At 49.3% G+C, this 21147-nt stretch carries 18 protein-coding genes; all 18 read right to left on the reverse strand.

The features are described 5' to 3' along the window. Nucleotides 1–42 precede the first annotated feature (42 nt). Nucleotides 43–987: a thioredoxin-disulfide reductase gene (gene trxB / locus J4760_RS09020; protein WP_237605480.1), complete on the reverse strand. Its 945-nt coding sequence runs from the start codon at nt 985–987 to the stop codon at nt 43–45. A gap of 66 nt (nt 988–1053) precedes the next feature. Next, complete coding sequence (locus tag J4760_RS09025; protein ID WP_237605481.1) at nt 1054–2472, reverse strand: tetratricopeptide repeat protein; 1419 nt, start codon at nt 2470–2472, stop codon at nt 1054–1056. Further along, entirely contained in the window at nt 2465–2953 is a 489-nt protein-coding gene (locus J4760_RS09030) for an acyltransferase (RefSeq protein WP_237605482.1), read from the reverse strand. The genes J4760_RS09025 and J4760_RS09030 overlap by 8 nt, the downstream gene beginning before the upstream one ends. A gap of 3 nt (nt 2954–2956) precedes the next feature. Continuing rightward, the gene (lgt, locus tag J4760_RS09035) at nt 2957–3784 is read right to left on the reverse strand and encodes a prolipoprotein diacylglyceryl transferase (protein WP_145290724.1); all 828 of its coding nucleotides are present in this window, start codon (nt 3782–3784) and stop codon (nt 2957–2959) included. Beyond that, nucleotides 3774–4712 carry an HPr(Ser) kinase/phosphatase gene (gene hprK, locus J4760_RS09040; protein ID WP_145290721.1) on the reverse strand — a complete coding sequence of 313 codons (939 nt, stop codon included), beginning with the start codon at nt 4710–4712 and terminating at the stop codon, nt 3774–3776. Before hprK ends, lgt begins: the two co-directional genes overlap by 11 nt. 201 nt (nt 4713–4913) lie before the next feature. After that, the gene (locus tag J4760_RS09045; protein ID WP_145290719.1) at nt 4914–6068 is read right to left on the reverse strand and encodes a DUF4097 family beta strand repeat-containing protein; all 1155 of its coding nucleotides are present in this window, start codon (nt 6066–6068) and stop codon (nt 4914–4916) included. A gap of 1 nt (nt 6069) precedes the next feature. After that, nucleotides 6070–8910, reverse strand: coding sequence for an excinuclease ABC subunit UvrA (gene uvrA / locus J4760_RS09050; RefSeq protein ID WP_145290716.1), 2841 nt, complete (start codon nt 8908–8910; stop codon nt 6070–6072). Nucleotides 8911–8916: 6 nt separating this feature from the next. Then, complete coding sequence (gene uvrB / locus J4760_RS09055; RefSeq protein WP_145290713.1) at nt 8917–10896, reverse strand: excinuclease ABC subunit UvrB; 1980 nt, start codon at nt 10894–10896, stop codon at nt 8917–8919. Between the two features lie 80 nt (nt 10897–10976). Next, a complete protein-coding gene (locus J4760_RS09060; RefSeq protein WP_237605483.1) occupies nt 10977–11213 on the reverse strand; it encodes a DUF2198 family protein in 237 nt (78 codons plus the stop codon). Nucleotides 11214–11216: 3 nt separating this feature from the next. After that, nucleotides 11217–11855: a YfbR-like 5'-deoxynucleotidase gene (locus J4760_RS09065; RefSeq protein WP_237605484.1), complete on the reverse strand. Its 639-nt coding sequence runs from the start codon at nt 11853–11855 to the stop codon at nt 11217–11219. Beyond that, nucleotides 11855–12436 carry a TlpA disulfide reductase family protein gene (locus J4760_RS09070; protein ID WP_237605485.1) on the reverse strand — a complete coding sequence of 194 codons (582 nt, stop codon included), beginning with the start codon at nt 12434–12436 and terminating at the stop codon, nt 11855–11857. Before J4760_RS09070 ends, J4760_RS09065 begins: the two co-directional genes overlap by 1 nt. A gap of 125 nt (nt 12437–12561) precedes the next feature. Next, on the reverse strand, nt 12562–13701 hold the full coding sequence (locus J4760_RS09075; protein ID WP_237605486.1) for a LysM peptidoglycan-binding domain-containing protein: 1140 nt from the start codon (nt 13699–13701) through the stop codon (nt 12562–12564). Nucleotides 13702–14035: 334 nt separating this feature from the next. After that, a complete protein-coding gene (locus J4760_RS09080) occupies nt 14036–14464 on the reverse strand; it encodes a c-type cytochrome (RefSeq protein WP_145290699.1) in 429 nt (142 codons plus the stop codon). A 306-nt stretch (nt 14465–14770) separates the two neighbouring features. Further along, nucleotides 14771–15881, reverse strand: a protein-coding gene (prfB, locus tag J4760_RS09085; RefSeq protein ID WP_145290696.1) for a peptide chain release factor 2 whose coding sequence is annotated in 2 segments (ribosomal slippage) — nt 14771–15808 and nt 15810–15881 — 1110 coding nt in all. Because the reading frame shifts where the segments join, the coding sequence is not laid out codon by codon here. Nucleotides 15882–15898: 17 nt separating this feature from the next. After that, complete coding sequence (gene secA, locus J4760_RS09090) at nt 15899–18421, reverse strand: preprotein translocase subunit SecA (RefSeq protein WP_145290693.1); 2523 nt, start codon at nt 18419–18421, stop codon at nt 15899–15901. 147 nt (nt 18422–18568) lie between these two features. Further along, nucleotides 18569–19129: a ribosome hibernation-promoting factor, HPF/YfiA family gene (gene hpf, locus J4760_RS09095; RefSeq protein ID WP_145290691.1), complete on the reverse strand. Its 561-nt coding sequence runs from the start codon at nt 19127–19129 to the stop codon at nt 18569–18571. Nucleotides 19130–19184: 55 nt separating this feature from the next. After that, nucleotides 19185–19850 carry a ComF family protein gene (locus tag J4760_RS09100; protein WP_145290688.1) on the reverse strand — a complete coding sequence of 222 codons (666 nt, stop codon included), beginning with the start codon at nt 19848–19850 and terminating at the stop codon, nt 19185–19187. After that, the gene (locus J4760_RS09105) at nt 19847–21097 is read right to left on the reverse strand and encodes a DEAD/DEAH box helicase family protein (protein ID WP_237605487.1); all 1251 of its coding nucleotides are present in this window, start codon (nt 21095–21097) and stop codon (nt 19847–19849) included. The genes J4760_RS09100 and J4760_RS09105 overlap by 4 nt, the downstream gene beginning before the upstream one ends. Between the last annotated feature and the right edge of the window lie 50 nt (nt 21098–21147).

Raw genomic sequence — 21147 nt, forward strand, 5'->3', positions numbered from 1 at the left:
GTACTACAAAAAAATTCCCCAGGAGGAACCCTGGGGAGGTGGTTATTTGCTTTCCTGCATATCTGCAAGATGTTCAATATAATGCTGTACATTCTGGGCGGCGATACTGCCGTCTCCAGTTGCAGTGACAATCTGGCGCAATGTCTTGTTGCGCACGTCGCCGGCTGCAAAAATACCTGGTATGGCTGTTTCCATTTCATCATTTGTTTCCACGTAACCGAGCGCATTCAGTATGCCTAAGCCTTCAAATGGTGCTGTCAGAGGCTTCATTCCGACATATACAAAGACACCATCTGCTTTATAATCATACTCGGAACCGGTATTCTTATCGAGCAGTGTCACGCTTTCAACACGGTTTTCGCCATTGATGGACTGGATTTCCGTATCCCAGATGAAATCGATCTTATCGTTTTTGAACGCACGATCCTGAAGGATCTTCTGCGCACGCAGCTGATCCCTTCTGTGGACAATCGTCACTTTGCTCGCGAATTTGGTCAGGAAGACGCCTTCTTCCACTGCGGAGTCGCCCCCACCGATGACGACCAGTTCCTTCTCTTTGAAGAATGCCCCATCACATACAGCACAGTAGCTGACACCACGGCCGCCGAGCGTATCTTCGCCTTCGACACCGACCTTCTTGTATTCGGCACCCGTCGCAATGATGACCGCACGCGTGTGAATCTCTTCACTGCCTGTTTTCAGTACTTTGATTTCTCCATGGTCTTCAATGGATTTGATATCTCCATATTTATATTCGGCACCGAATTTCTGGGAATGCTCGAACATTTTAGTGGATAGTTCCGGTCCTGTAATGAAGTCGAATCCCGGGAAGTTCTCCACTTCTTCAGTGTTTGCCATCTGTCCGCCCGGCATGCCGCGTTCCAGCATGACCGTTTTCAGGTTGGCACGGGAAGCATAGACAGCAGCTGTCATACCTGCCGGTCCTGCGCCGATGATGACAACATCATAGATATTTTCTTCAGTCATGAGACAAAACTCCTTTTCTTCTATATCGACTCTAAAATATTATACAGAAATTCGAGCCGTATTTCATTAAATCTGCCTGACGGCTTCAAGTGCCTTGTTCAGCCGGTAGAGGCTCGTATCGAAACTGTCGACGAGCGACCGCTTGCTGATCTTTCTGCCGCGCTGGTGGAAGTATAGGGTGGCGGCTGTGAATGCACTGATGTCCTCAAGTTCCACCTTGCTGTCGTACAGCGTATGGAACGTCTCTATCCATGCCAGCTGGTCATCCTCATCTTCATAGCCTGCCTGCGTCATGGCTTCGAGACCTTTATGCATGCGCCCGAGCCGGACCAGTTTCAGGCCCTGGAATAGAAATGAAATGTAGAGCTTCTCGTAATCTTCGAGCGCTTCGATGGTATCCCATACTTCATGGCCGAGTATGGCGTCGCGCGGTACAATATTGTAAATCTTGTACAGCCCGAGCAGTCTCCTGTACGGATCATCATCCTTCAGGTACTCCGTTTCCAGTTGTGTGATGCGTGCTGTCGCTTCATGGCGCTTCCACGGGCTGTGCATTTCACTTACCTGGTGGAATGTCTGCATCTTATCCCAGAACATCCGCGACTCCTCGACTTTGCCGATATGGTAGCTCGCATGGCTCAGTGCATGCAGCAGCTGGAAGCTGATGAATACCTGATCCTTGTAGAGTGGATGGAGCAGTTCGTAGGAGCGCGCATGCTGCTGCAGGAAATTGAGTACCAGACCGACTTTGAACCTGGCATCGTCATCAAGCGGCTGGACGACTTCGAGCTTTTTCAGGAAAGCCCGGTACTTCTCCTCTTCCCCTGTATGATAGTAGAGCAGTGTCATATGACTCAGTGCATGCATATCCGTCCGGTCTTCCTTGAGCAGCTGCTCGAGCAGTTCATGCGCCTCTTCGAAGCGGTTCAGGAACAGGGCTGCCATCGCCTTCTGGTTGCGGAACTCCCTTTCCTCCTGGATGGATATGGGAATCGTACTGAGAAAGTCGAGTGCCTCCTCAATACGTGCATTCATGAAGAGATGCTGGAACAGATGCTGGCCGGTGAAGCGCGTGGCTTCACGCTCCACTTCATCCTCATCCTGGATGCTCACTTCGAACATCTGCTCGAGCTCTTCATCATACCCGGAATCAGGTGCATACTTTACATACTCCACGCCGAAAAGGAACGCCTTGTTCGGGTCGTTCATGATGATATAGAGCTGGCTCAATATAAAATAAAATTCAGCATCATACTGATGCTGAATGAAGGCGTTTATCAATATATGTTCAGCTTCTGCTCCACGTCCATTTTCAGCAAGCAGGTACGCGTACTGGGAAAGGTAGGCCAGGTTGTTCCGATCGAGCTCGTAGGCCTTCTGAAAACTTTTCAGTGCCGCATGCTTCTTATTCTGTTCAGTTTTTTTCAGTCCCTGATTAAAATGGAACTCTCCATTCTGTTCAAAGGGAATCACTTTCCTATTCATTATTCCTACTCCTTACTATAAGCGGGTTGCCATAGCAGATTGAATGATCGGGAACATCCTTTGATACGACACTGCCTGCACCGATGACTGCATGATCTCCGATGACAACGCCCGGCAGAATGGTGACATTCGCACCGACCATGGTATCATGCCCGATGCGTACATCTCCGACCCTGTACTCATCCACCAGATATTCGTGCGTCAATATTACTGTATTATAACCGATTATACTGTTTTTGCCAATGTGGATGCGCTCCGGATACATCAGATCCGGCATGGCTTTGAAAGCAAGCGAAACGTTCTCTCCAAGCTTCATTCCGAGCAGTCCCGCATACAGCCGATGCTTCCATATCGTCGAAGGACAGTATCGACCAAGCTCAATTATAATGAAGTTTTTAGCGACTTTGAACCTCGACACCGTACGATACATATGCCAGAGCGGGTTTATTGCACCCGCTTTTATCCTCTTCACTCTTCTCATCCATCATCTTCCTTTATAGACGCCTTCTGTTTCCCCATACTTCGGCAGCTTGTACTTAATGCTGCGGTAGATCCATACCGCTAAAGCGGCAACAATCAGCAGAATTGAAATGAACTGGGCTGTACGCAGGCTCTCGCCGATCATCAGACTGTCCGTGCGCATGCCTTCGATGAAAAAACGCCCTACAGAATAGTAGATCAGGTAGAGCAGGATCGTCTGCCCTATTTTCAGCTTCGGACGGATCAGTATCAGCAGGACGAAGCCGATGATATTCCATACCGATTCATACAGGAACGTCGGGTGGTAGTATGCACCATCTATGTACATCTGGTTGATGATCCAGTCAGGCAGCAGAAGCGAATCAAGGAATTCACGAGTCACTTCGCCTCCGTGGGCCTCCTGGTTCATGAAGTTCCCCCAGCGTCCGATCGCCTGGCCCAATATGATGCTTGGTGCGGCAATATCAGCAAGTTGGAAGAAGCTGAAGCCCTTGATGCGGCTGTAGATGACACCAGCAAGAAAACCGCCGATCAGACCACCGTGGATGGCCATCCCGCCTTCGTTCACCATGATGATGTCAATCGGGTTCTGGCTGTAGTAGTCCCACTGGAAGACGACATAGTATAGTCTTGCACAGACAATGGAGGTGATGATGATATAGAACATCATGTCCATGAACAGCCCTTCAGGCAGTCCTTTCCTGTCTGATTCCCGGTTGGCGAAAAAGTAGCCGAGCAGCATGCCTGAGGCAATGATGATGCCGTACCAGTATATGTTGAGCGGTCCGAGTTCCAATGCGATCGGACTGAATGGTGGTGTACTATAGATCATCGATCATTCCTCCGTTGACTTGAATCTGCCGGTTCAGCCTATCGTTGAATTCCTGGGCAGCGTCATATCCCATATGCTGCATGCGGTGGTTCATCGCGGCCACTTCTATGATGCCTGCCAGGCTTCGGCCCGGCCGGATCGGAATCGTCTTCTGATCGATCTCGGAATTGAGGATGCGCATCTTCTTCTGATCCAGACCGAGGCGCTCATATGTCTTGTCGGACTCCCAAGGTTCAAGGCTGACATTCAGCATGACACGCTTTTCTTCGAGGATGCTGCCTGCACCAAAAAGGGTCATGACGTTGATGATGCCGAGCCCGCGTATTTCGAGCAGGTTTCGGATGAGCGGTGGTGCCGATCCCATCAGTACATTTTTCGATACTTCCTTGATTTCGACATTATCATCCGCCACAAGACGATGACCGTTCTTCACAAGCTCAAGGGCGGTTTCACTCTTGCCGACGCCGCTTTCACCGGTGATCAGCACACCGATGCCGTATATGTCGACCAGCACACCGTGCATGTTCGTCTCAGGCGCCAGTGCCTTCTCAAGAAAGTTCGACATGCGGCTGATGAAGTTTGTTGTGTTGTCTTCCGTGACCAGCAGCGGGATATGCGTCTGGTTGCATGCCTCGATCAGTTCAAGTGGAGCTCCGAGGTTGCGTGTCACAATAATGCATGGCGTCTCTTTGCGGCATAGACGTTTTGAACGGTCCTCACGTTCCTCCTCTGTCAGCATACGCTCAAAGAAGGAGGACTCCGTCATCCCGAGCACCTGTACCCGGTCGGATGAATAGTGGGAGAAATAGCCGGCCACTTCAAGTCCGGGCCTTGATACATCTATATTGACAATCTCCTTATCGATGCCTTCGTTACCGGAGATGATCTTCAAATTGAATTTATCTATGATTTTCTTAACTGTAAGCATTCCGTCACCTCGGTGATTTGTTACCTCAACTATAAAGAAACAAAAAATCATTTTCAATATATCGGGTTGTAAAGATGGATCATTTCATGTGCATTTGGTTTTTTATTCACACCCCAGTCACATTTGGTTATGTATGATAGACACAGAAATGAAGAAAAACCCTGCACTCATGCAGGGTTTTCAGCTACTGCCATATTTTCATCAGCTGCGGTGCAGTGTTACACTGCCGAACTTGGTACCCACTTCAAGAAGCATCGCCTTGTCATCCGACTGGTTGACAAGCATGAGTTCCTTGAAACCGATATCCTGGGACTTCATGAATCTGACATCCAGATCAGGCGGATAGTTGATCTGCCCGACGACTGTACTCAGTCTGCCTTCCAGTGCACGGCCATGCGGCACATTGATATTGATGCTGCCCATATTTGCATTGATGGTCGCAGATTCCGTGTGCTCCTGGAGTGAGATGTTCACTGAACCGTTGGATGAAACAGTGACATCCTGTGCATTGAGCGTCTCGGTATTGACGGTACCGAGCATCGAAATCATTTCAAGGGCACCATGTGCCCCTTCTCTTACATCGATGTTGCCTCTTGAAGTACGCACGAATGCATTATTGCTGGAAACAGCATCGAGCTCGATATTGCCGTTCAGCAGGTCGACTGTCAGATCGCTGAACTCCTGGCTTTCGATACTGACATTGCCGTTCGATCCGGATACGATCAGACGATTGATGATGGATGGATTGATCTGAAGTTCCACATTGACCCGCGCCGTCCGGATATCGGAAAAGATGAGGAGTTCATCGTTCTTCACTTCGCAGATGATGTCCTGGAAGTAGTTCCTATCATTATCCAGCTTGCGGTAGAATGGTGTCACTTCGAATTTTGCAGTGGTCACCTTGTCTGTCGGCACCACTTTGACATTGCCGTTCGTAATGTCGATGGATACATTGGAGTAGCTGTCTTCGACTGTCTCGATCAGTCGGTTTTTCGAACCTTGTGTGAACATCGAATCGATGGTGCTGTTCTTGACTCCGTCGAATGCTTTTTCAAAAGTCTTGTAGAGCTGTGCCGTCTGCTTCTGGCTCTCCATTTTGTTCTTGACCTGGTTGAACGCTTCGTTGGCCTTGTCGCTGTTGACATATTTCTGAAACTCATTCACGAACTGCTGGAAAACATCTTTCGGTCCGTCGCTGGTCTGGCGCCGGCTGCTCTTGCGTCCGGCACCTGCCTGCTGGTGGGAAGTCTGGTCCTGGTCCGACTTGGACTCCATTGCGTCCAGCAGGCGCAATGCCTCTTCGGATGTGATCTTTCCTTCTTCCAGCATTTTTAAAATACGGTCTTTGTTATCCATTTCAATCCCCCTGATGGTTTCTATCCAACCATTTTTTTAGATGATAGCCTGTGTAGCTGTCCGCTTCTGCCATGATTTCCTGGACGGAACCATTCACAACAATCGTGCCTCCGCCATCACCACCTTCAGGACCAAGGTCGGTAATATGATCTGCCACTTTGATGACATCCAGATTATGCTCGATGACAATGACGGTGTCACCATTGTCGACCAGCCGCTGCATGACGGTGATCAGCTTGCCGATATCCTCGGAATGCAGTCCTGTCGTCGGTTCGTCCAGTATATAGAGCGACTTCCCGTCAGAACGCTTATGCAGCTCGGAAGCCAGCTTTACACGCTGTGCTTCCCCACCGGATAAGGTTGTGGCAGGCTGTCCGAGACGGACGTAGCCGAGACCGACATCGAGCAGTGTTTTGAGCTTGCGCTTGATCTTGGGCATGTTTTCAAAGAAATAGTACCCTTCCTCCACTGTCATTGCCAGTACATCTGCAATGCTGTTATCTTTATATTTCACTTCCAGTGTCTCTCTATTATAACGCTTTCCATCACATACTTCACATGGTACGAACACATCCGGCAGAAAATGCATCTCGATCTTGATGATGCCATCACCTCTGCAGGCTTCACATCGACCACCCTTGACGTTGAAGCTGAAGCGGCCCTTCTGATAGCCGCGTACTTTTGCTTCGTTGGTCTGGGCGAACACGTCGCGTATATTATCGAACACACCCGTATATGTTGCCGGATTGCTTCGCGGCGTCCGACCGATCGGGGACTGGTCGATATCGATGATCTTTTCGATATTTTCAGCACCTTTGATCTCCTTGTGCTCACCTGGTATATGCTTGGATTTATAGAGTTTAGTATGCAGACCCTTGTACAGGATTTCATTGATCAGTGTACTTTTGCCTGAACCTGATACGCCTGTGACGACATTCAGTACAGACAGCGGAATCTTGACGTTTACGTTTTTGAGATTGTTTTCCTTGGCGCCTTTTATTTCGAGGCTGCGTTTCATATCCGGCTTCCTGTATGCTTCAGGCAGCGGAATCTTCTTCTTGCCGCTCAAGTACTGGCCGGTGATGGAATTGTCATCATTCATCACTTCTTCAGGTGTCCCCTGTGCCATGATCTGGCCGCCGTGTTCGCCGGCACCCGGACCGATATCGATCAGGTGGTCGCTTGCGAGCATCGTATCTTCATCATGCTCGACGACGATGAGCGTATTGCCGAGATCACGCATGTCCTTCAGTGTACTGATCAGGCGGTCGTTATCCCGCTGGTGCAGACCGATTGAAGGTTCATCGAGAATATAGAGCACGCCGCTCAGCCTGGAGCCGATCTGGGTGGCCAGACGGATGCGCTGGGCTTCGCCGCCGGAAAGGGTTCCGCTGCGACGATTGAGCGTCAGGTAGTCGAGGCCGACGTTGAAGAGAAAGGTCAGACGTTCATTGACTTCCTTAAGAATCGGTGCGGCAATCTGACGGTTCTTCTCGGACAGTTCCAGATTGCTGAAGAACTGCAGCGCCTCTTTGACAGGCTCATCGACTGCTTGGCCGATATGGCGGCCATCGACTTTGACTGCCAGCGCTTCTGCATTGAGACGGTAGCCGTCGCACGTCTTGCACTCGATCTCCCGCATGTATCTGCTCATGACATCCCGTGTATACTCCGAAGGGCTTTCCTTATATCTGCGCTCGATATTGTTGATGATGCCTTCGTATGGCATCTTGCGTGTCCGGGCAACCCCGTTGTTCTGGTTGAAGGTATAGCTGATCATCTCACCTTTTGAGCCGAACAGTATGATATTCTTCTCTTTCTTTGTCAGATCCTTGTACGGCTTCTGCATATCGATGCCGAAGTGGTCGCACGTCTGTCTGAGCAGTGTCGGATAGTAGTCCGAACTGATCGGCTGCCATGGGTTCAGTGCCCCTTCCTCGAGTGTCAGTGAAGGATCCGGAATGACAAGTCGCTCATCCACAGCCATCTTCATGCCAAGGCCGTCACAGTCCGGGCACGCACCATAAGGTGCGTTGAATGAAAAGAGCCTCGGTTCCATCTCTGAAATGGTGAATCCGCATTCCGGACAGGAGAAGTGCTCGGAGAAATGCATATCCTCACCATCGATTACATTGACAGTGACATTCCCTTCACCTTTTTCAAGAGCAGTCTGCATCGAGTCGCTGAGACGTGCTTCGATGCCTTCGCGTACAGCCAGACGGTCGATGACGACATCGATGCTGTGCTTCTTGTTCTTCGTCAGTTCTGGAACAGACTCGATATCATGCATTTCATCATCGACGATGACACGTGCATAGCCTTCTTTCGCAAGCTGTTCGAAAATCTTTTCATGCATCCCTTTCCTGCCGCGTACAATTGGCGCAAGCACCTGGATCTTGGAGCGCTCGGGAAGCGTCATGACCTGGTCGACCATCTCCTGTATGGTCTGTGACGTAATCTCTATTCCATGGATCGGACAGTATGGTGTCCCGGCTCGTGCATAGAGCAGACGCAGGTAATCATAGATTTCGGTGATTGTCGATACTGTCGAACGGGGGTTGTTGCTTGTTGTCTTCTGGTCGATGGAGATGGCAGGAGACAATCCTTCAATCGAATCCACATCCGGCTTCTCCATCTGTCCGAGAAACTGCCTGGCATAGGCGCTCAATGATTCGACATAGCGCCGCTGCCCTTCAGCATAGATCGTATCGAACGCAAGCGATGATTTGCCGGAGCCCGACAGCCCTGTCATCACAACAAGCTGGTCCCTTGGAATATCGACATTGATATTTTTGAGATTATGCTGTCTGGCGCCTCTGATGCTGATATTTTTATTTTTCAAAAATGATCACCCTTCTGCTTTCAGTTCAAATAATGCATCTCTCAGTTCCGAAGCGGTCTCGAAGTCGAGGTCTTTTGCTGCCTGTTTCATGTCTGCTTCCAGCTGAGTCATTACCTTTTCTCTTTCCTTCTTCGTCATCTTGGCTTTTTTGCGTTTGCTGCCCGCCTTTTCATCCCTGTCTTCCTTCACTTCGACTTCTGCACTGATGGCATCCCGGATCTCCTTCTGGATGGTCTGTGGTGTGATGCCATGGGCTTCATTGAATGCCATCTGCGTTTCGCGTCGCCGCTGTGTTTCGTCAAGGGCATATCTCATGGAGTCGGTGATCTTGTCACCGTACATGATGACGTGGCCGTTGCTGTTACGTGCGGAACGTCCAATGGTCTGGACGAGGGAACGGCTCGAGCGCAGGAACCCTTCCTTGTCGGCATCAAGTATTGCAACGAGTGATACTTCAGGAATATCAATGCCCTCACGAAGCAGGTTGATGCCGACCAGCACATCATAAGTTCCCATGCGCAGTTCACGGATGATTTCGATACGTTCCAATGTCTTTATTTCAGAGTGCAGATACTGCACTTTGATGCCCGACTCCTTCAGGTAAGCGGTCAGGTCCTCGGACATCTTCTTCGTCAGCGTCGTAATGAGCACCCGCTCATTCCTTTCGGTACGTGCGACGATCTCTTCAAGCAGATCGTCTATCTGATGCTCGGATGGACGCACATCGATTGTCGGGTCCAGCAGACCCGTCGGCCGGATGATCTGTTCGACCATCTTTTCGGTATGCTCCATTTCATATGGGCCTGGTGTTGCGGATACATAGAGCAGCTGCTGTGCCTTCGATTCGAACTCTTCGAACATGAGCGGACGGTTGTCCAGTGCACTCGGCAGTCTGAATCCATGGTCGACCAGCACTTTCTTCCTTGCCTGGTCACCATTGTACATGCCGCGTATTTGCGGGACTGTCACGTGGGATTCGTCTATCATGATCAGAAAATCATCAAAGTAGTCGAGCAGGGTATAAGGCGTTGACCCCATCGGACGCAGCGTGAGGTGCAGCGAGTAGTTCTCGATGCCTGAACAGAATCCCATCTCCCGCATCATCTCAAGGTCATAATTGGTCCGCTGCTCAAGACGCTGTGCTTCAAGCAGCTTGTTATCATCACGCAGAATCTTGAGCTGGGATTCCAGTTCCTTCTCGATCCGTTCGATGGCCACCCTCATCTTCTCTTCACGTGTAACAAAGTGGGAGGCCGGGAAGATTGCAAAGTGCTCCCGTTCCGCCATCACTTCACCTGTCAGATGGTTCACTTCCCGGATGCGGTCGATTTCATCGCCGAAAAATTCGACACGGATGCACTGTTCATCCCTTGAAGCTGGAAATACTTCCACTATATCTCCTCTTACCCTGAATGTTCCCCGTCTAAAATCAATATCATTGCGTGCGTACTGGACATCGACCAGCTTGCGCAGAAATTCATTGCGGTCCATCTGCATGCCGACCCGCGCGCTGACAACCATGTCCTTGTACTCTTCCGGATTACCGAGACCGTAGATGCAGCTGACGGAAGAAATGATGATGACATCATCCCGTTCAAAAAGCGAACTTGTCGCCGAGTGGCGCAGCTTGTCAATTTCGTCATTGATCTGTGCATCCTTCTCGATGAATGTATCCGTCTGCGGCACATAGGCTTCCGGCTGGTAGTAGTCGTAATAGCTGACGAAGTACTCTACCCGGTTATTCGGGAAAAACTCCTTGAATTCGCTGTACAGCTGGCCGGCAAGGGTCTTGTTATGCGCGATGATCAGCGTCGGTTTGCCGACCGCCTCGATCACCTTGCTCATCGTATATGTCTTTCCGGTACCTGTCGCACCGAGCAGTGTCTGGTGCCTGTTTCCGGATTTGATCTGTTCTGTCAGTTCTGCTATCGCTTTAGGCTGATCGCCTGCTGGTTTGAATTTGGAAACGACTTCGAATTTTGCCATTCAACTCTTCCCCCATTTTTTACTCACACACTATTCTACCAAAATAAAAATAGAAATAACAAACATTTGTTCGGTTATTTCTATTCTTCATCTATTTGATCTACTTGGAAAATCTCCACCAGCATATAGCCGATGACTATGGACAGGGCATCAACAAAAATGACCCATTCCGAATGATAGAACCCTCGATATATCGATACGCCGAAAATGACGAACGTCAATAGAACGGCAATGAACTTGTTGCGTGTCAGTCTTGCAAAGACCACAACAGTAACCGCTGGAACGACCATCGCCATCATATACCAGTAAAGCGCCATTCATCAGATCTCCTTGTCCATGATGGACTCTGTAATGTCCATCAGCTCAGTTTTTGGTATGAAACGCTCTTTCAGCATGTCTGTAAGTATATTGTCGAGAAAATCCTGGACGCAGACAAGATGGGAGAACTTTTTGATGGTGATCAGCGACATTTCGTATATTTCGAAAAACAGAGGCTCCGGATTGCGTTTCTGGATTTCACCGAAGGATTCATATAGCAGATCGATCTTGTCTGCTACCGACAGGATCTGCCCTTCCAGCGTACCATCCTTCCCTTCCTGCAGACGCTTCATGTAGATTGCCTGGTATTCAGGCGGGAACTCCTCCTCGATGAAGCGTGTCGTCATGCTTTCCTCCACTTCCTTGAACAGCGTGTTGAGCTCTCCGGAAGCATACTTGACCGGTGTCTTGATATCTCCTGTGAATATTTCAGGATAATCATGATTCAGTGCTTTTTCGTAAAGACTTTTCCAGTCGATTTCACTGCCATGATGTTCTTCCACTGTTCCCAGATACTGCGCAATCTTTGTCACTTTAAAAGAGTGCGCCGCAACATTGTGCTCCTGGTATTTGAACTTACCAGGACACCGGATCAGTTTCTCAAGATCGTTCAGACTTTTAAAATACTGGTGAACACCCATTAGGACTCCTCCTTGACGTAATTTATATAGTTATTGATCAGTTGCTGCTCCACTTCGCCGATATAGGCTCTGACAATTTCACCTTCCTGGTCTACAAAGAAAGTGGTCGGCATCAGATTGGTCTTGAGTGCATCGATCGATGCAGATTCGTCTGTAAATTCATATACCGGATACTGGACATCGAATTCCTCCAGAAAGGCATCCCTGTTAGATGCTTTATCGTCCACATTGATGCCGACGACTTCTACCGGTTCATTCTCATGGGACTGGTGGTATGCATTCAGTTCCGGCGTTTCCCTGCGGCATGGATCACACCATGAAGCGAAAAAGTTGATGACAGTCACTTCATTGGATCGAATGATCGATTCGAGAGATTCGGAGTCATTGATGACACCTTCCACCTGCTCCTCCATTATATTCATACCGACTGCGTGGTGATTGTCACGTCCTTCGGAATTCTGCAGCGTTTCGAGAGACTGGTCTCTGAGCCCCTCTTCCGAAATATTGATCACCGCGGCTATACCTGCGCCGACGAGAATGAAGAATGCAGCGAGTACAAGTACTATAATGATATTTTTCATTTTCATCCTTCAACAAACCTTATTATTTATTTAGCCTAGTTTAACATAACATCTCGATGCTTACATTGTTCAGACATGCAAAAAAGGCCAGAACAGAGTTCTGACCTTGAAAGATTTCATATATATTAGTATCTGAAGTATCCGTCGACTGTACCATGTACATAGCTTACTGCGCGCTGTCCAACACCTGCTGATGGGTTGAGTGCATCAACCATCTGGCCGTTGCCGATGTACACACCAACGTGGGATCCACCGTTGAAGAATACAAGGTCACCCGGCTGCGGGTTTGAAACTGGTGTACCAACAGACATCTGAGCTGCTGCAGTTCTTGGAAGGCTCTTGCCTTTGTATGCTTTCATGAACTGCTGTGCAAATGCGGAGCAGTCCACTGCTGTTGCAGAGTTGCCGCCATATACATAGGATTTGCCGGCTGCTACGGAGTGTGCAACTGCTGCTGCGTTGCCACCAGTGGAAACTTGCTGAGCCTGTGCCTGCTCTGCCTGACGCTGTTCTGCCGCTGCCTGTTCAGCCTGACGCTGTTCGATTCTTTGCTGACGTTCAGCTTCAGCCTGTTCTGCTGCACGTTGTTCTGCCGCACGTTGTTCAGCTGCACGCTGTTCTGCTGCACGTTGCTCTGCTGCACGCTGTTCTGCTGCCGCTTGTGCCTGCTGGTTATTATTTTGTGCTGCTGGTGCAGATGGCTGCTCCTGAACAGTTTCTACAGTTTCTTCAACTGCTGGTGCTGCTTCCACCACTTGAGTTTCCTCGACTGCTGGTGCTTCTTCAACAACCGGTGCTTCCTCAACTGCTGGTGCTTCTTCAACAACTGGCGCTTCCTCAACTGCTGGTGCTTCTTCAACAACCGGCGCTGCGCTTGCAGCAACGATCAGTGTTTTGCCAGCGTAGATCAGGTCAGAGGAGAGGTTGTTCCATTCCATGATCTGATGATAGTCGACATTGAACTTCTGGCCGATTTTGAAAAGTGTATCTCCTGGCTGAATGAGATATGTACCGTTATCAGTTTCTTCAACTACTTCTTCAGCAGCTTTCTCTTCAGCATCAAGCTCAATGACGTCTCCAGGGAAGATAAGATCTCCTGAGAGTTCATTCACTTCTTTGAGGGTGGATACGGATGTACCACTTTCATTTGCCAGACCCCAAAGTGTGTCACCATTCTGTACTGTATATTCTGCTGCAGAGATGTTGTGTGACGCTATGCCTGTAAGTGCTGTTACCGTTGCAACTGATAGCAATGTTTTCTTCATAATAAGTAAATCCTCCTAATTTCCTAAAAACCCTTGATAAAATTATTGTTTATATTATGACCCGACCGGGTACTCTGTCTATTGTTAAGAATGTGTAAATTCATGCCGTCCTGATTACGTTGAACACTATAGCACACAAAAATTACTTTGTGGGGGTTTGTAATCCACTTGTAATATAAACGAAAAGACTGAAATACACTGTAATACTTGCAGGTTTCCCATGTATACAAAAGACAAAACCGGCTGAGCCCAATGCTCAGCCGGTTTTCTTTACGGTGTCCTCACATCCATTAATGCCTATCTGAACACCCATCCGATTCAATCTGTAATATTTCTATTCACCTGTCTGGGAGGAAAGCCATTGCACCACTGCATCCAGTTCCTCTTCATCAGTTACCAGACCCGCTGGCATTCCGTCTCCACCTTCTTCAATCCTCGTACGGATCTCATCTTCTGAAAGTCTGCTGCCGACATCAGTCAGAGCCGGACCACTGCCGCCTTCCAAATTCTGACCATGGCAACCCATGCAGTTGTTCTGCTGATAAACTTCCTGGGCAAGCTGTGCATCCCCTGCAGCTGCACCGGAATCGCCTTCTTCACTGCTTGACTCCTCCTCTGTCGACTCTTCCGTCGATTCTTCTGATTGCTCGGTTCCTGTCTCATCCACGGCATCAGGATCCGTACCTTCATCAGAAGAATTGCCACCACAGGCACCAAGTACGAGCACCATTGCAAAACTCATAAGTATCCAAAACTTCTTCATCATTCATTCTCCTCTGCTGGTTTGATTGGAAAATTTCAATACATCGTATGTCTCTTATACGCGGCATCATAATTGCATGCCCTGGATGCAGGCATGCTTGCTACTGATGAACTTCATTTACGGCATGATAGAAACATCCTCCGGTGATGATTTCAGCTTATAGTAGCACCATACCCTAATTCACGGATCATTCAAACCATATCATGGATATTTAATGAAAAATCCCGTGACTGTTCTGGACGCGTTCGTTCCTCGTATCCATAGAATAAAAATTGCCCATCCCCTTCGGGACAGGCATCTGCACTTCTAATTTTCGTCCATTGTAGACCGCAGGTAGGCATCGATGAAAGGACTGATGTCTCCATCCATCACTTTATCCGTATTGCCGCTTTCCACATTGGTGCGGTGGTCCTTGACCATGGAATAAGGGTGGAATACGTAGGAACGTATCTGGCTGCCCCACCCGATCTCCTTCTGCTCGCCTTTGATTGCATCGATTTCGGCCTGCTGCTCTTCCAGCTGGCGCTGGTACAATTTCGATTTGAGCATCGTCATGGCCTGCTCCCGGTTTTTGATCTGTGACCGCTCGTTCTGGCATGTAACGACGATGCCGGTTTCGTGGTGCGTGATGCGGACTGCGGAATCGGTTGTATTGATGTGCTGTCCACCAGCACCGCTGGCGCGATATGTGTCGATGCTGATATCTTCAGGTTTTATTTCTATCTTGATATCCGTATTTTCAAACTGGGGCGTCACTTCACATGATACGAAGGAAGTATGCCGCCTGCCTGATGAATCGAATGGAGAGATGCGCACCAGACGGTGGACACCTTTCTCCGCCTTGAGCAGCCCATAGCTGTTGAGTCCCTTGATCAGCAGTGTCACACTTTTGACGCCTGCTTCATCCCCGGACTGGTAGTCGAGCGTCTCCACTTTGAAGCCCTGCTGGTCGGCATAGCGCTGATACATCCTGAGCAGCATCTGTGCCCAATCCTGGGATTCTGTGCCGCCTGCTCCCGGGTGAAGCTCAAGGATGGCATTCAGTGCATCATGTTCACTGTTCAGCAGAATGTTCAGTTCAAATGCTTCAATTCTCGCCTTGACCTGATCGACATTCTCCTCGAGCGTCAGATGCATGTCTTCATCGGTCTCCTCTTTCAGCAGCTCGTACGATACTTCGATATCCTCTACTGCCGCTTCGATTTCACGGAACTCGTCGACCACTTTTTTCAGATTGTTGTTGCTGTCGATGACCTTCTGTGCCTCTTCCTGGTTGTTCCAGAAGCTTGGGTCGGCCATCGTCTCTTCATACTCACGAATCTGAGTCTCTTTTTCCTCTAAGTCAAAGAGACCCCCTGAAGTCATCGAGCTTCCCGTGCATATCCGCAATGAAATGTCTTATCTCATGCAATTCCATAATTATCCCTCTTTCGTCTATTTACCGTGGCAATTTTTATATTTCTTTCCTGAGCCGCATGGGCAGGGGTCGTTGCGTCCGATGCGCATTTCCTTCTTGACCGGACCCTTTTTGACCTTTTCCTTGCTGTCTCCAGCCTGCATTTCACCTTTTGAGATGACCTGTTCCCGCTTGATTTCCTCATCGGACTTCACTTCCGTCTTCAGAACATATCTGGCAGTGTCATCTTCGATCGACACAAGCATGTCCTCGAACATCTGCAGACCTTCATTCTGGTATTCACGCAGCGGGTTGATCTGTCCGTAGGAGCGGAGATGGATGCCTGTTCTGAGCTGGTCCATGCTGTCGATGTGCTCCACCCATTTCTGGTCGATCGTACGCAGCATCATCATCCGTTCGAATAGTCTCATTCTTTCCGTACCGAGCTTCTCTTCCTTCGCCGACAGTTCATTATCGACCTTACCGAGAATCAGAGCAGCAATCTCTTCATTCTCGCGGCCTCTGATATCGGTGATTTCGATGCTTTCATCAGAAAGATACGTATCTTTGACCGTCCGGATGAACTGCTCGTAGTCCGTCAGTTCCTCATCATCCAGTATATAGTAGCTGACCGTACGCTCGATGGAAGACTCTATCATGCCCATGAGCTGGTCGCGGACATCTTCCTTGTCGATGATTTCATTTCTTTCCTGATAGATGATCTCCCGCTGGCGTCTCAATACATCATCATATTCAAGCAGTCGTTTACGAGCATCGAAGTTGTTGCCTTCCACCCGCTTCTGTGCAGATTCGACCGCTCTTGAGATCATCTTCGATGTCAGCTCCTCCTCTGCCATGCCGAGGCGCTCCATCGTATTCTGCATGCGCTCCGACCCGAAGCGTCTCATCAGATCGTCTTCGAGCGACAGGTAGAACGTACTGACACCGACATCTCCCTGACGCCCGGAACGTCCGCGGAGCTGGTCGTCTATACGTCTCGATTCATGGCGTTCGGTACCGATGACAGCGAGACCCCCGGCCTCCTTGACACCATCGCCGAGTTTGATATCCGTACCACGTCCGGCCATATTGGTCGCGATGGTCACAGCACCCTTATTGCCGGCGTTGGCAATGATCTCGGCCTCTCTCTCGTGGTTCTTCGCATTGAGAACATTATGACGGATACCCTTCTTGCGCAGCATCTCGGAAATGTACTCACTGGTCTCGACTGCTACAGTACCGATCAGCACAGGCTGTCCGTTGCGGTGGCGCTCGACCACTTCTTCGACAACATGCTTGAATTTATTCTCCTTCGTCGAGTAGATCTTGTCCGTATGATCGGTTCTGGCAATCGGGCGGTTCGTCGGTATGACCGTCACCTTCATATTGTAGATGTTCAGAAATTCCTCTTCCTCGGTCTTTGCTGTACCCGTCATGCCGGAGAGCTTGTTGAACTGCCTGAAGAAGTTCTGGAATGTGATGGATGCCATCGTCTTCGATTCGTTCTGGATATCCACGCCTTCTTTTGCTTCGATTGCCTGGTGCAGACCATCCGAGAAGCGGCGGCCGCTCATCTTGCGTCCAGTGAACTGGTCGACAATGACGATCTTTTCATCTTCCACGACATAGTCGATATCGTTCTGCATGGAGAAGTGTGCCTTCAGTGCCTGGTTGATATGGTGGAGCAGATTGACATGCTTCACATCATACAGGTTGTCCACTTTGAACCATTTCTCGGCCTTTTCCATGCCTTCATCATTCAGCTGGATATTCTTTGTCTTGATATCATAGGTGAAATCTTCATCTTCCTTGAGCATCTTGACGAATTGGTTCGCCTGGATATACTGCGTATTCGACTGGTCGGCCTTGCCTGAAATGATCAGTGGTGTACGCGCTTCATCGATCAGGATGGAGTCGACTTCATCAATGATGGCATAGTTCAGTTTTCTGAGCACACGGTCCTTCTTGTATGTGACCATGTTATCCCGCAGGTAGTCGAAGCCGAGTTCATTATTCGTCGTATAAGTGATATCGGAAGCAAATGCCTCCCGCTTCTCTTCGCTGTTTTTAGCATTCAGATTCAATCCGACGCTCAGTCCGAGGAAATTGTATAGTACCGACATCTCCTCCATCTGTGTGGCGGACAGGTATTCATTGACTGTGATGACATGGACACCGTCGCCCGTCAGTGCATTCAGATATACCGGCATTGTCGCGGTAAGCGTCTTACCTTCACCTGTCTTCATCTCAGCGATGTCGCCTTTATGCAGCGTAACGCCCCCCATGATCTGAACCGGGTAGGGTTCGAGACCGAGGGTACGCTTTGCGGCTTCTCTGACAGTTGCAAATGCTTCCGGCAATATCTCATCGAGCAGCTTATCCTGCTGCTTTTCATCTTTGGCCTCACTGATTCTGCTTTTGAATTCATCCGTTTTCGCCTGCAGCTGTTCATCGCTGAGTCCGGCGAATTCTTCTTTATAGCTTTCCACTTTATCGGCAGTCTTCCGAAGAGAGCGCAGCTCCCGTTTATTGCCGTCGTAGACTTTGTCCAAAATACCCATGGATTTCTCTCCCTCGCTATATCTCACTGTTAATTCATCTAATAATAATAGCACTAAACAGGGTAAAAATAAAACGAATCGCCATCATGGCAAAACCCTGACTGCATGCAGTCAGGGTTTTCTGTCGCCTATTTCTAAACAGGCTTTCTAATTTGTTTCAATCAGGCCGTACTTGCCATCATTTCGTTTATAGACAATACTTGTGCCTTCGGTTTCCCTATCGTTGAAGATAAAGAAATCGTGACCAAGCATATTCATCTGCAATACTGCCTCTTCGGAATCCATCGGTTTCAGCTGGAACTGCTTGGAACGCACAATGTCCATTCCTTCGTCAGTTTCCTCTTCAGTCGTACCACTGGCATTTGCCTCGAGCGCTGCGAAGAATTCCTGCTCAGGGTTCTTTTCCCTGAATTTACGGTTGATCTTCGTCTTATGTTTCCTGATTTGCCTCTCCAGTTTGTCTATGACCAGATCAACAGTAGCATAGAGGTCATCGTGCCTCTCTTCCGCTCTTAATGTAAGGTCCTTCATAGGGATTGTAATTTCGGTCTTCGCCTTCTTGTTACTGTAGGTCTTGATGTTGACGTGGGCGTGTGTATTTGGAGCATTTGTGAAGTAACGTTCCAGCTTGCCCACCTTCTCCTCAATGTGGTTTCTGATTGCATCTGTTACCTCAATATTTTCTCCACGAATTTCACATCTGATCATGATGAAACCCCTCCTTGAGTACGTTATTCTTCCTAGTCCCATTATACCAAAATCCTCAGGCTTTTGAAAACGTTAACACGTCGATAGCAGCAGGCCTGAAAGCGTGGAGCTTCTCCATCGCCTGATGGACTGTGATCCCTGTTGTGTATATATCATCGACAACAAGGATGCGTCTGCCTTCGATTCCAGCCGGTCTACTGATGAAGAATGGGTTCTCCTGTCGACTTCTGTCGTTTTTGCCAAGTTCCGACTGGCGCTTGACCCTGCTGGTCCCGAGCAGTTCTTCGTACTGGATGCCTTTGGCATCAAGCACCATCGCCGTCTGGTTGTATCCACGCTCCGTCATGCGCTGAGTGGAAATGGGAATTGGAGTGATTACATCATATTCCCCATAGTGGCCCGGCAGAAACATGGCAATTATTTCCGCCAGTGCACAGTCGCCCATGAACTTGTAGCGATGGAACAGCATCTTGTTCATTTCATGGTAATCGAGCAGACATGTCGTCTTCCCTGGAGGCTGATATCGTTCCAGAAGAAATAGGCAGTCGAGGCACTCCACCTCCTCATCCGACATTCTCCGGTGGCAGGAAGCGCAGCGCCGGCCAGGCCGCCAGACGGAAATCTCCCTGCGGCATTTTTCACACAGCGGTACCTGCTTGCTGAACAGATTGACGATGTCCAGCTGGACCGCAAGCGCTTCATGGCAGCAGTAGCAGATCATGCATCCACCCGTGCTGCATTGAATTCGCGGATCGTCCTGAATGTGCGGCGGATGCCGCCCGTCTGATAGTGGGCGAAGAACCAGATGTTCCCCACCGGGTCGGTCTGTTTTCTGCCGACCCGCCCGCACATCTGTATCAGGCTTTCCATATTGAATCTTTCGGCATGCACGATGATCGCATCCAGTCTGTCGAAAGTGACACCCCGCTCAAGAATCGTAGTCGTCAGAAGTACTTTGATCTCCTTATTGCGCATCTTTTCAACCTTGTGGTTTCTTTCAGGATCACCGCTATGGACGGCCGCGGACTCGGGGAACACTTCATGTATCACTTTGAACAGCGCCTCCATCAATGAAATCTCAGGAACGAAGACCAGCACGAACCTTTCGGCATCAAGAATATCCCTGATAAGGTTCATCAGCTTCTTCGGGGCTCTGTCCCGGCTGAGATCTCGTCTGATGTCATGCCAGACCATCTTCGGCATGGTCAGATCATGGCCGTGGTATCGTCTTGGCAGTGTAATGACACCATCCTTCCCCACTTCCCGGATCAGCTGTCTGGATGGTGTCGCCGTCATGAATATCAGGGTTGCTGCACGGGTCGAAGCGCGGCGGATGGCCTGCATGAGGATGGGATCCTCCGGTAATGGAAAGGCATCCGTCTCGTCCACGATGATGAAATCGAAGTGATCGATGAAATTGAACAGCTGATGCACCGTACACACGGTGAATTGGTAGTCATGGACCTGTTTGACACCGTCATACATCAGATCGATGCCACTCGACACGAATGCCTGTCCGAGCCGGATATGCACCTCCTTCACCACATCTATTCTCGGGGAGATGAAAGCAACATTCAACCCCGCCTCACGTGCCCATTCTATGCTCTGAAACGTCATCTCCGTCTTTCCCGCACCCGTTACAGCATAGAGCAGCAGCGATCTGCCTGTCTTCAGTGCATCCATGATACGGTCTGAAGCATAGGCCTGCTGACTGCTGAGCTCGAAATCGAGCGTATATGGACTGGCAGTCTTCCTTCTTACAGTCGGGTTGCATCTGAGCGGCGTCATGCTGTCGGAACGCCCAAGGTTGATGCATTTCATGCAGTAGGTCACCCGGCTCCCATCGAACGGTGCGTCGTAGCTGTAGAAGTACTTTTTTGATGTGTTGCCGCATCGATGGCACAGCGGCCCTTTCACGTCCACTCCAGCTGTTCTATATATGGCATCTCCTCTATGATCCAGTATCATCAATTGCCTCCCTGCTTAATAATAATAAAAAAAGACGCAGCAAAAATAGC

The organism is Salinicoccus sp. ID82-1 (assembly GCF_021991715.1).
GTDB classification, from domain to species: Bacteria; Bacillota; Bacilli; order Staphylococcales; family Salinicoccaceae; genus Salinicoccus; species Salinicoccus cyprini.

Excerpts from the sequence above, each read along its gene's own strand:
- trxB (WP_237605480.1), bottom strand. The coding sequence starts at position 987 with ATGACTGAAGAAAATATCTATGATGTTGTCATCATCGGCGCAGGACCG.
- J4760_RS09025 (WP_237605481.1), bottom strand. The coding sequence starts at position 2,472 with ATGAATAGGAAAGTGATTCCCTTTGAACAGAATGGAGAGTTCCATTTT.
- J4760_RS09030 (WP_237605482.1), bottom strand. The coding sequence starts at position 2,953 with ATGAGAAGAGTGAAGAGGATAAAAGCGGGTGCAATAAACCCGCTCTGG.
- lgt (WP_145290724.1), bottom strand. The coding sequence starts at position 3,784 with ATGATCTATAGTACACCACCATTCAGTCCGATCGCATTGGAACTCGGA.
- hprK (WP_145290721.1), bottom strand. The coding sequence starts at position 4,712 with ATGCTTACAGTTAAGAAAATCATAGATAAATTCAATTTGAAGATCATC.
- J4760_RS09045 (WP_145290719.1), bottom strand. The coding sequence starts at position 6,068 with ATGGATAACAAAGACCGTATTTTAAAAATGCTGGAAGAAGGAAAGATC.
- uvrB (WP_145290713.1), bottom strand. The coding sequence starts at position 10,896 with ATGGCAAAATTCGAAGTCGTTTCCAAATTCAAACCAGCAGGCGATCAG.
- J4760_RS09060 (WP_237605483.1), bottom strand. The coding sequence starts at position 11,213 with ATGGCGCTTTACTGGTATATGATGGCGATGGTCGTTCCAGCGGTTACT.
- J4760_RS09065 (WP_237605484.1), bottom strand. The coding sequence starts at position 11,855 with ATGGGTGTTCACCAGTATTTTAAAAGTCTGAACGATCTTGAGAAACTG.
- J4760_RS09070 (WP_237605485.1), bottom strand. The coding sequence starts at position 12,436 with ATGAAAAATATCATTATAGTACTTGTACTCGCTGCATTCTTCATTCTC.
- J4760_RS09075 (WP_237605486.1), bottom strand. The coding sequence starts at position 13,701 with ATGAAGAAAACATTGCTATCAGTTGCAACGGTAACAGCACTTACAGGC.
- J4760_RS09080 (WP_145290699.1), bottom strand. The coding sequence starts at position 14,464 with ATGAAGAAGTTTTGGATACTTATGAGTTTTGCAATGGTGCTCGTACTT.
- secA (WP_145290693.1), bottom strand. The coding sequence starts at position 18,421 with ATGGGTATTTTGGACAAAGTCTACGACGGCAATAAACGGGAGCTGCGC.
- hpf (WP_145290691.1), bottom strand. The coding sequence starts at position 19,129 with ATGATCAGATGTGAAATTCGTGGAGAAAATATTGAGGTAACAGATGCA.
- J4760_RS09100 (WP_145290688.1), bottom strand. The coding sequence starts at position 19,850 with ATGATCTGCTACTGCTGCCATGAAGCGCTTGCGGTCCAGCTGGACATC.
- J4760_RS09105 (WP_237605487.1), bottom strand. The coding sequence starts at position 21,097 with ATGATACTGGATCATAGAGGAGATGCCATATATAGAACAGCTGGAGTG.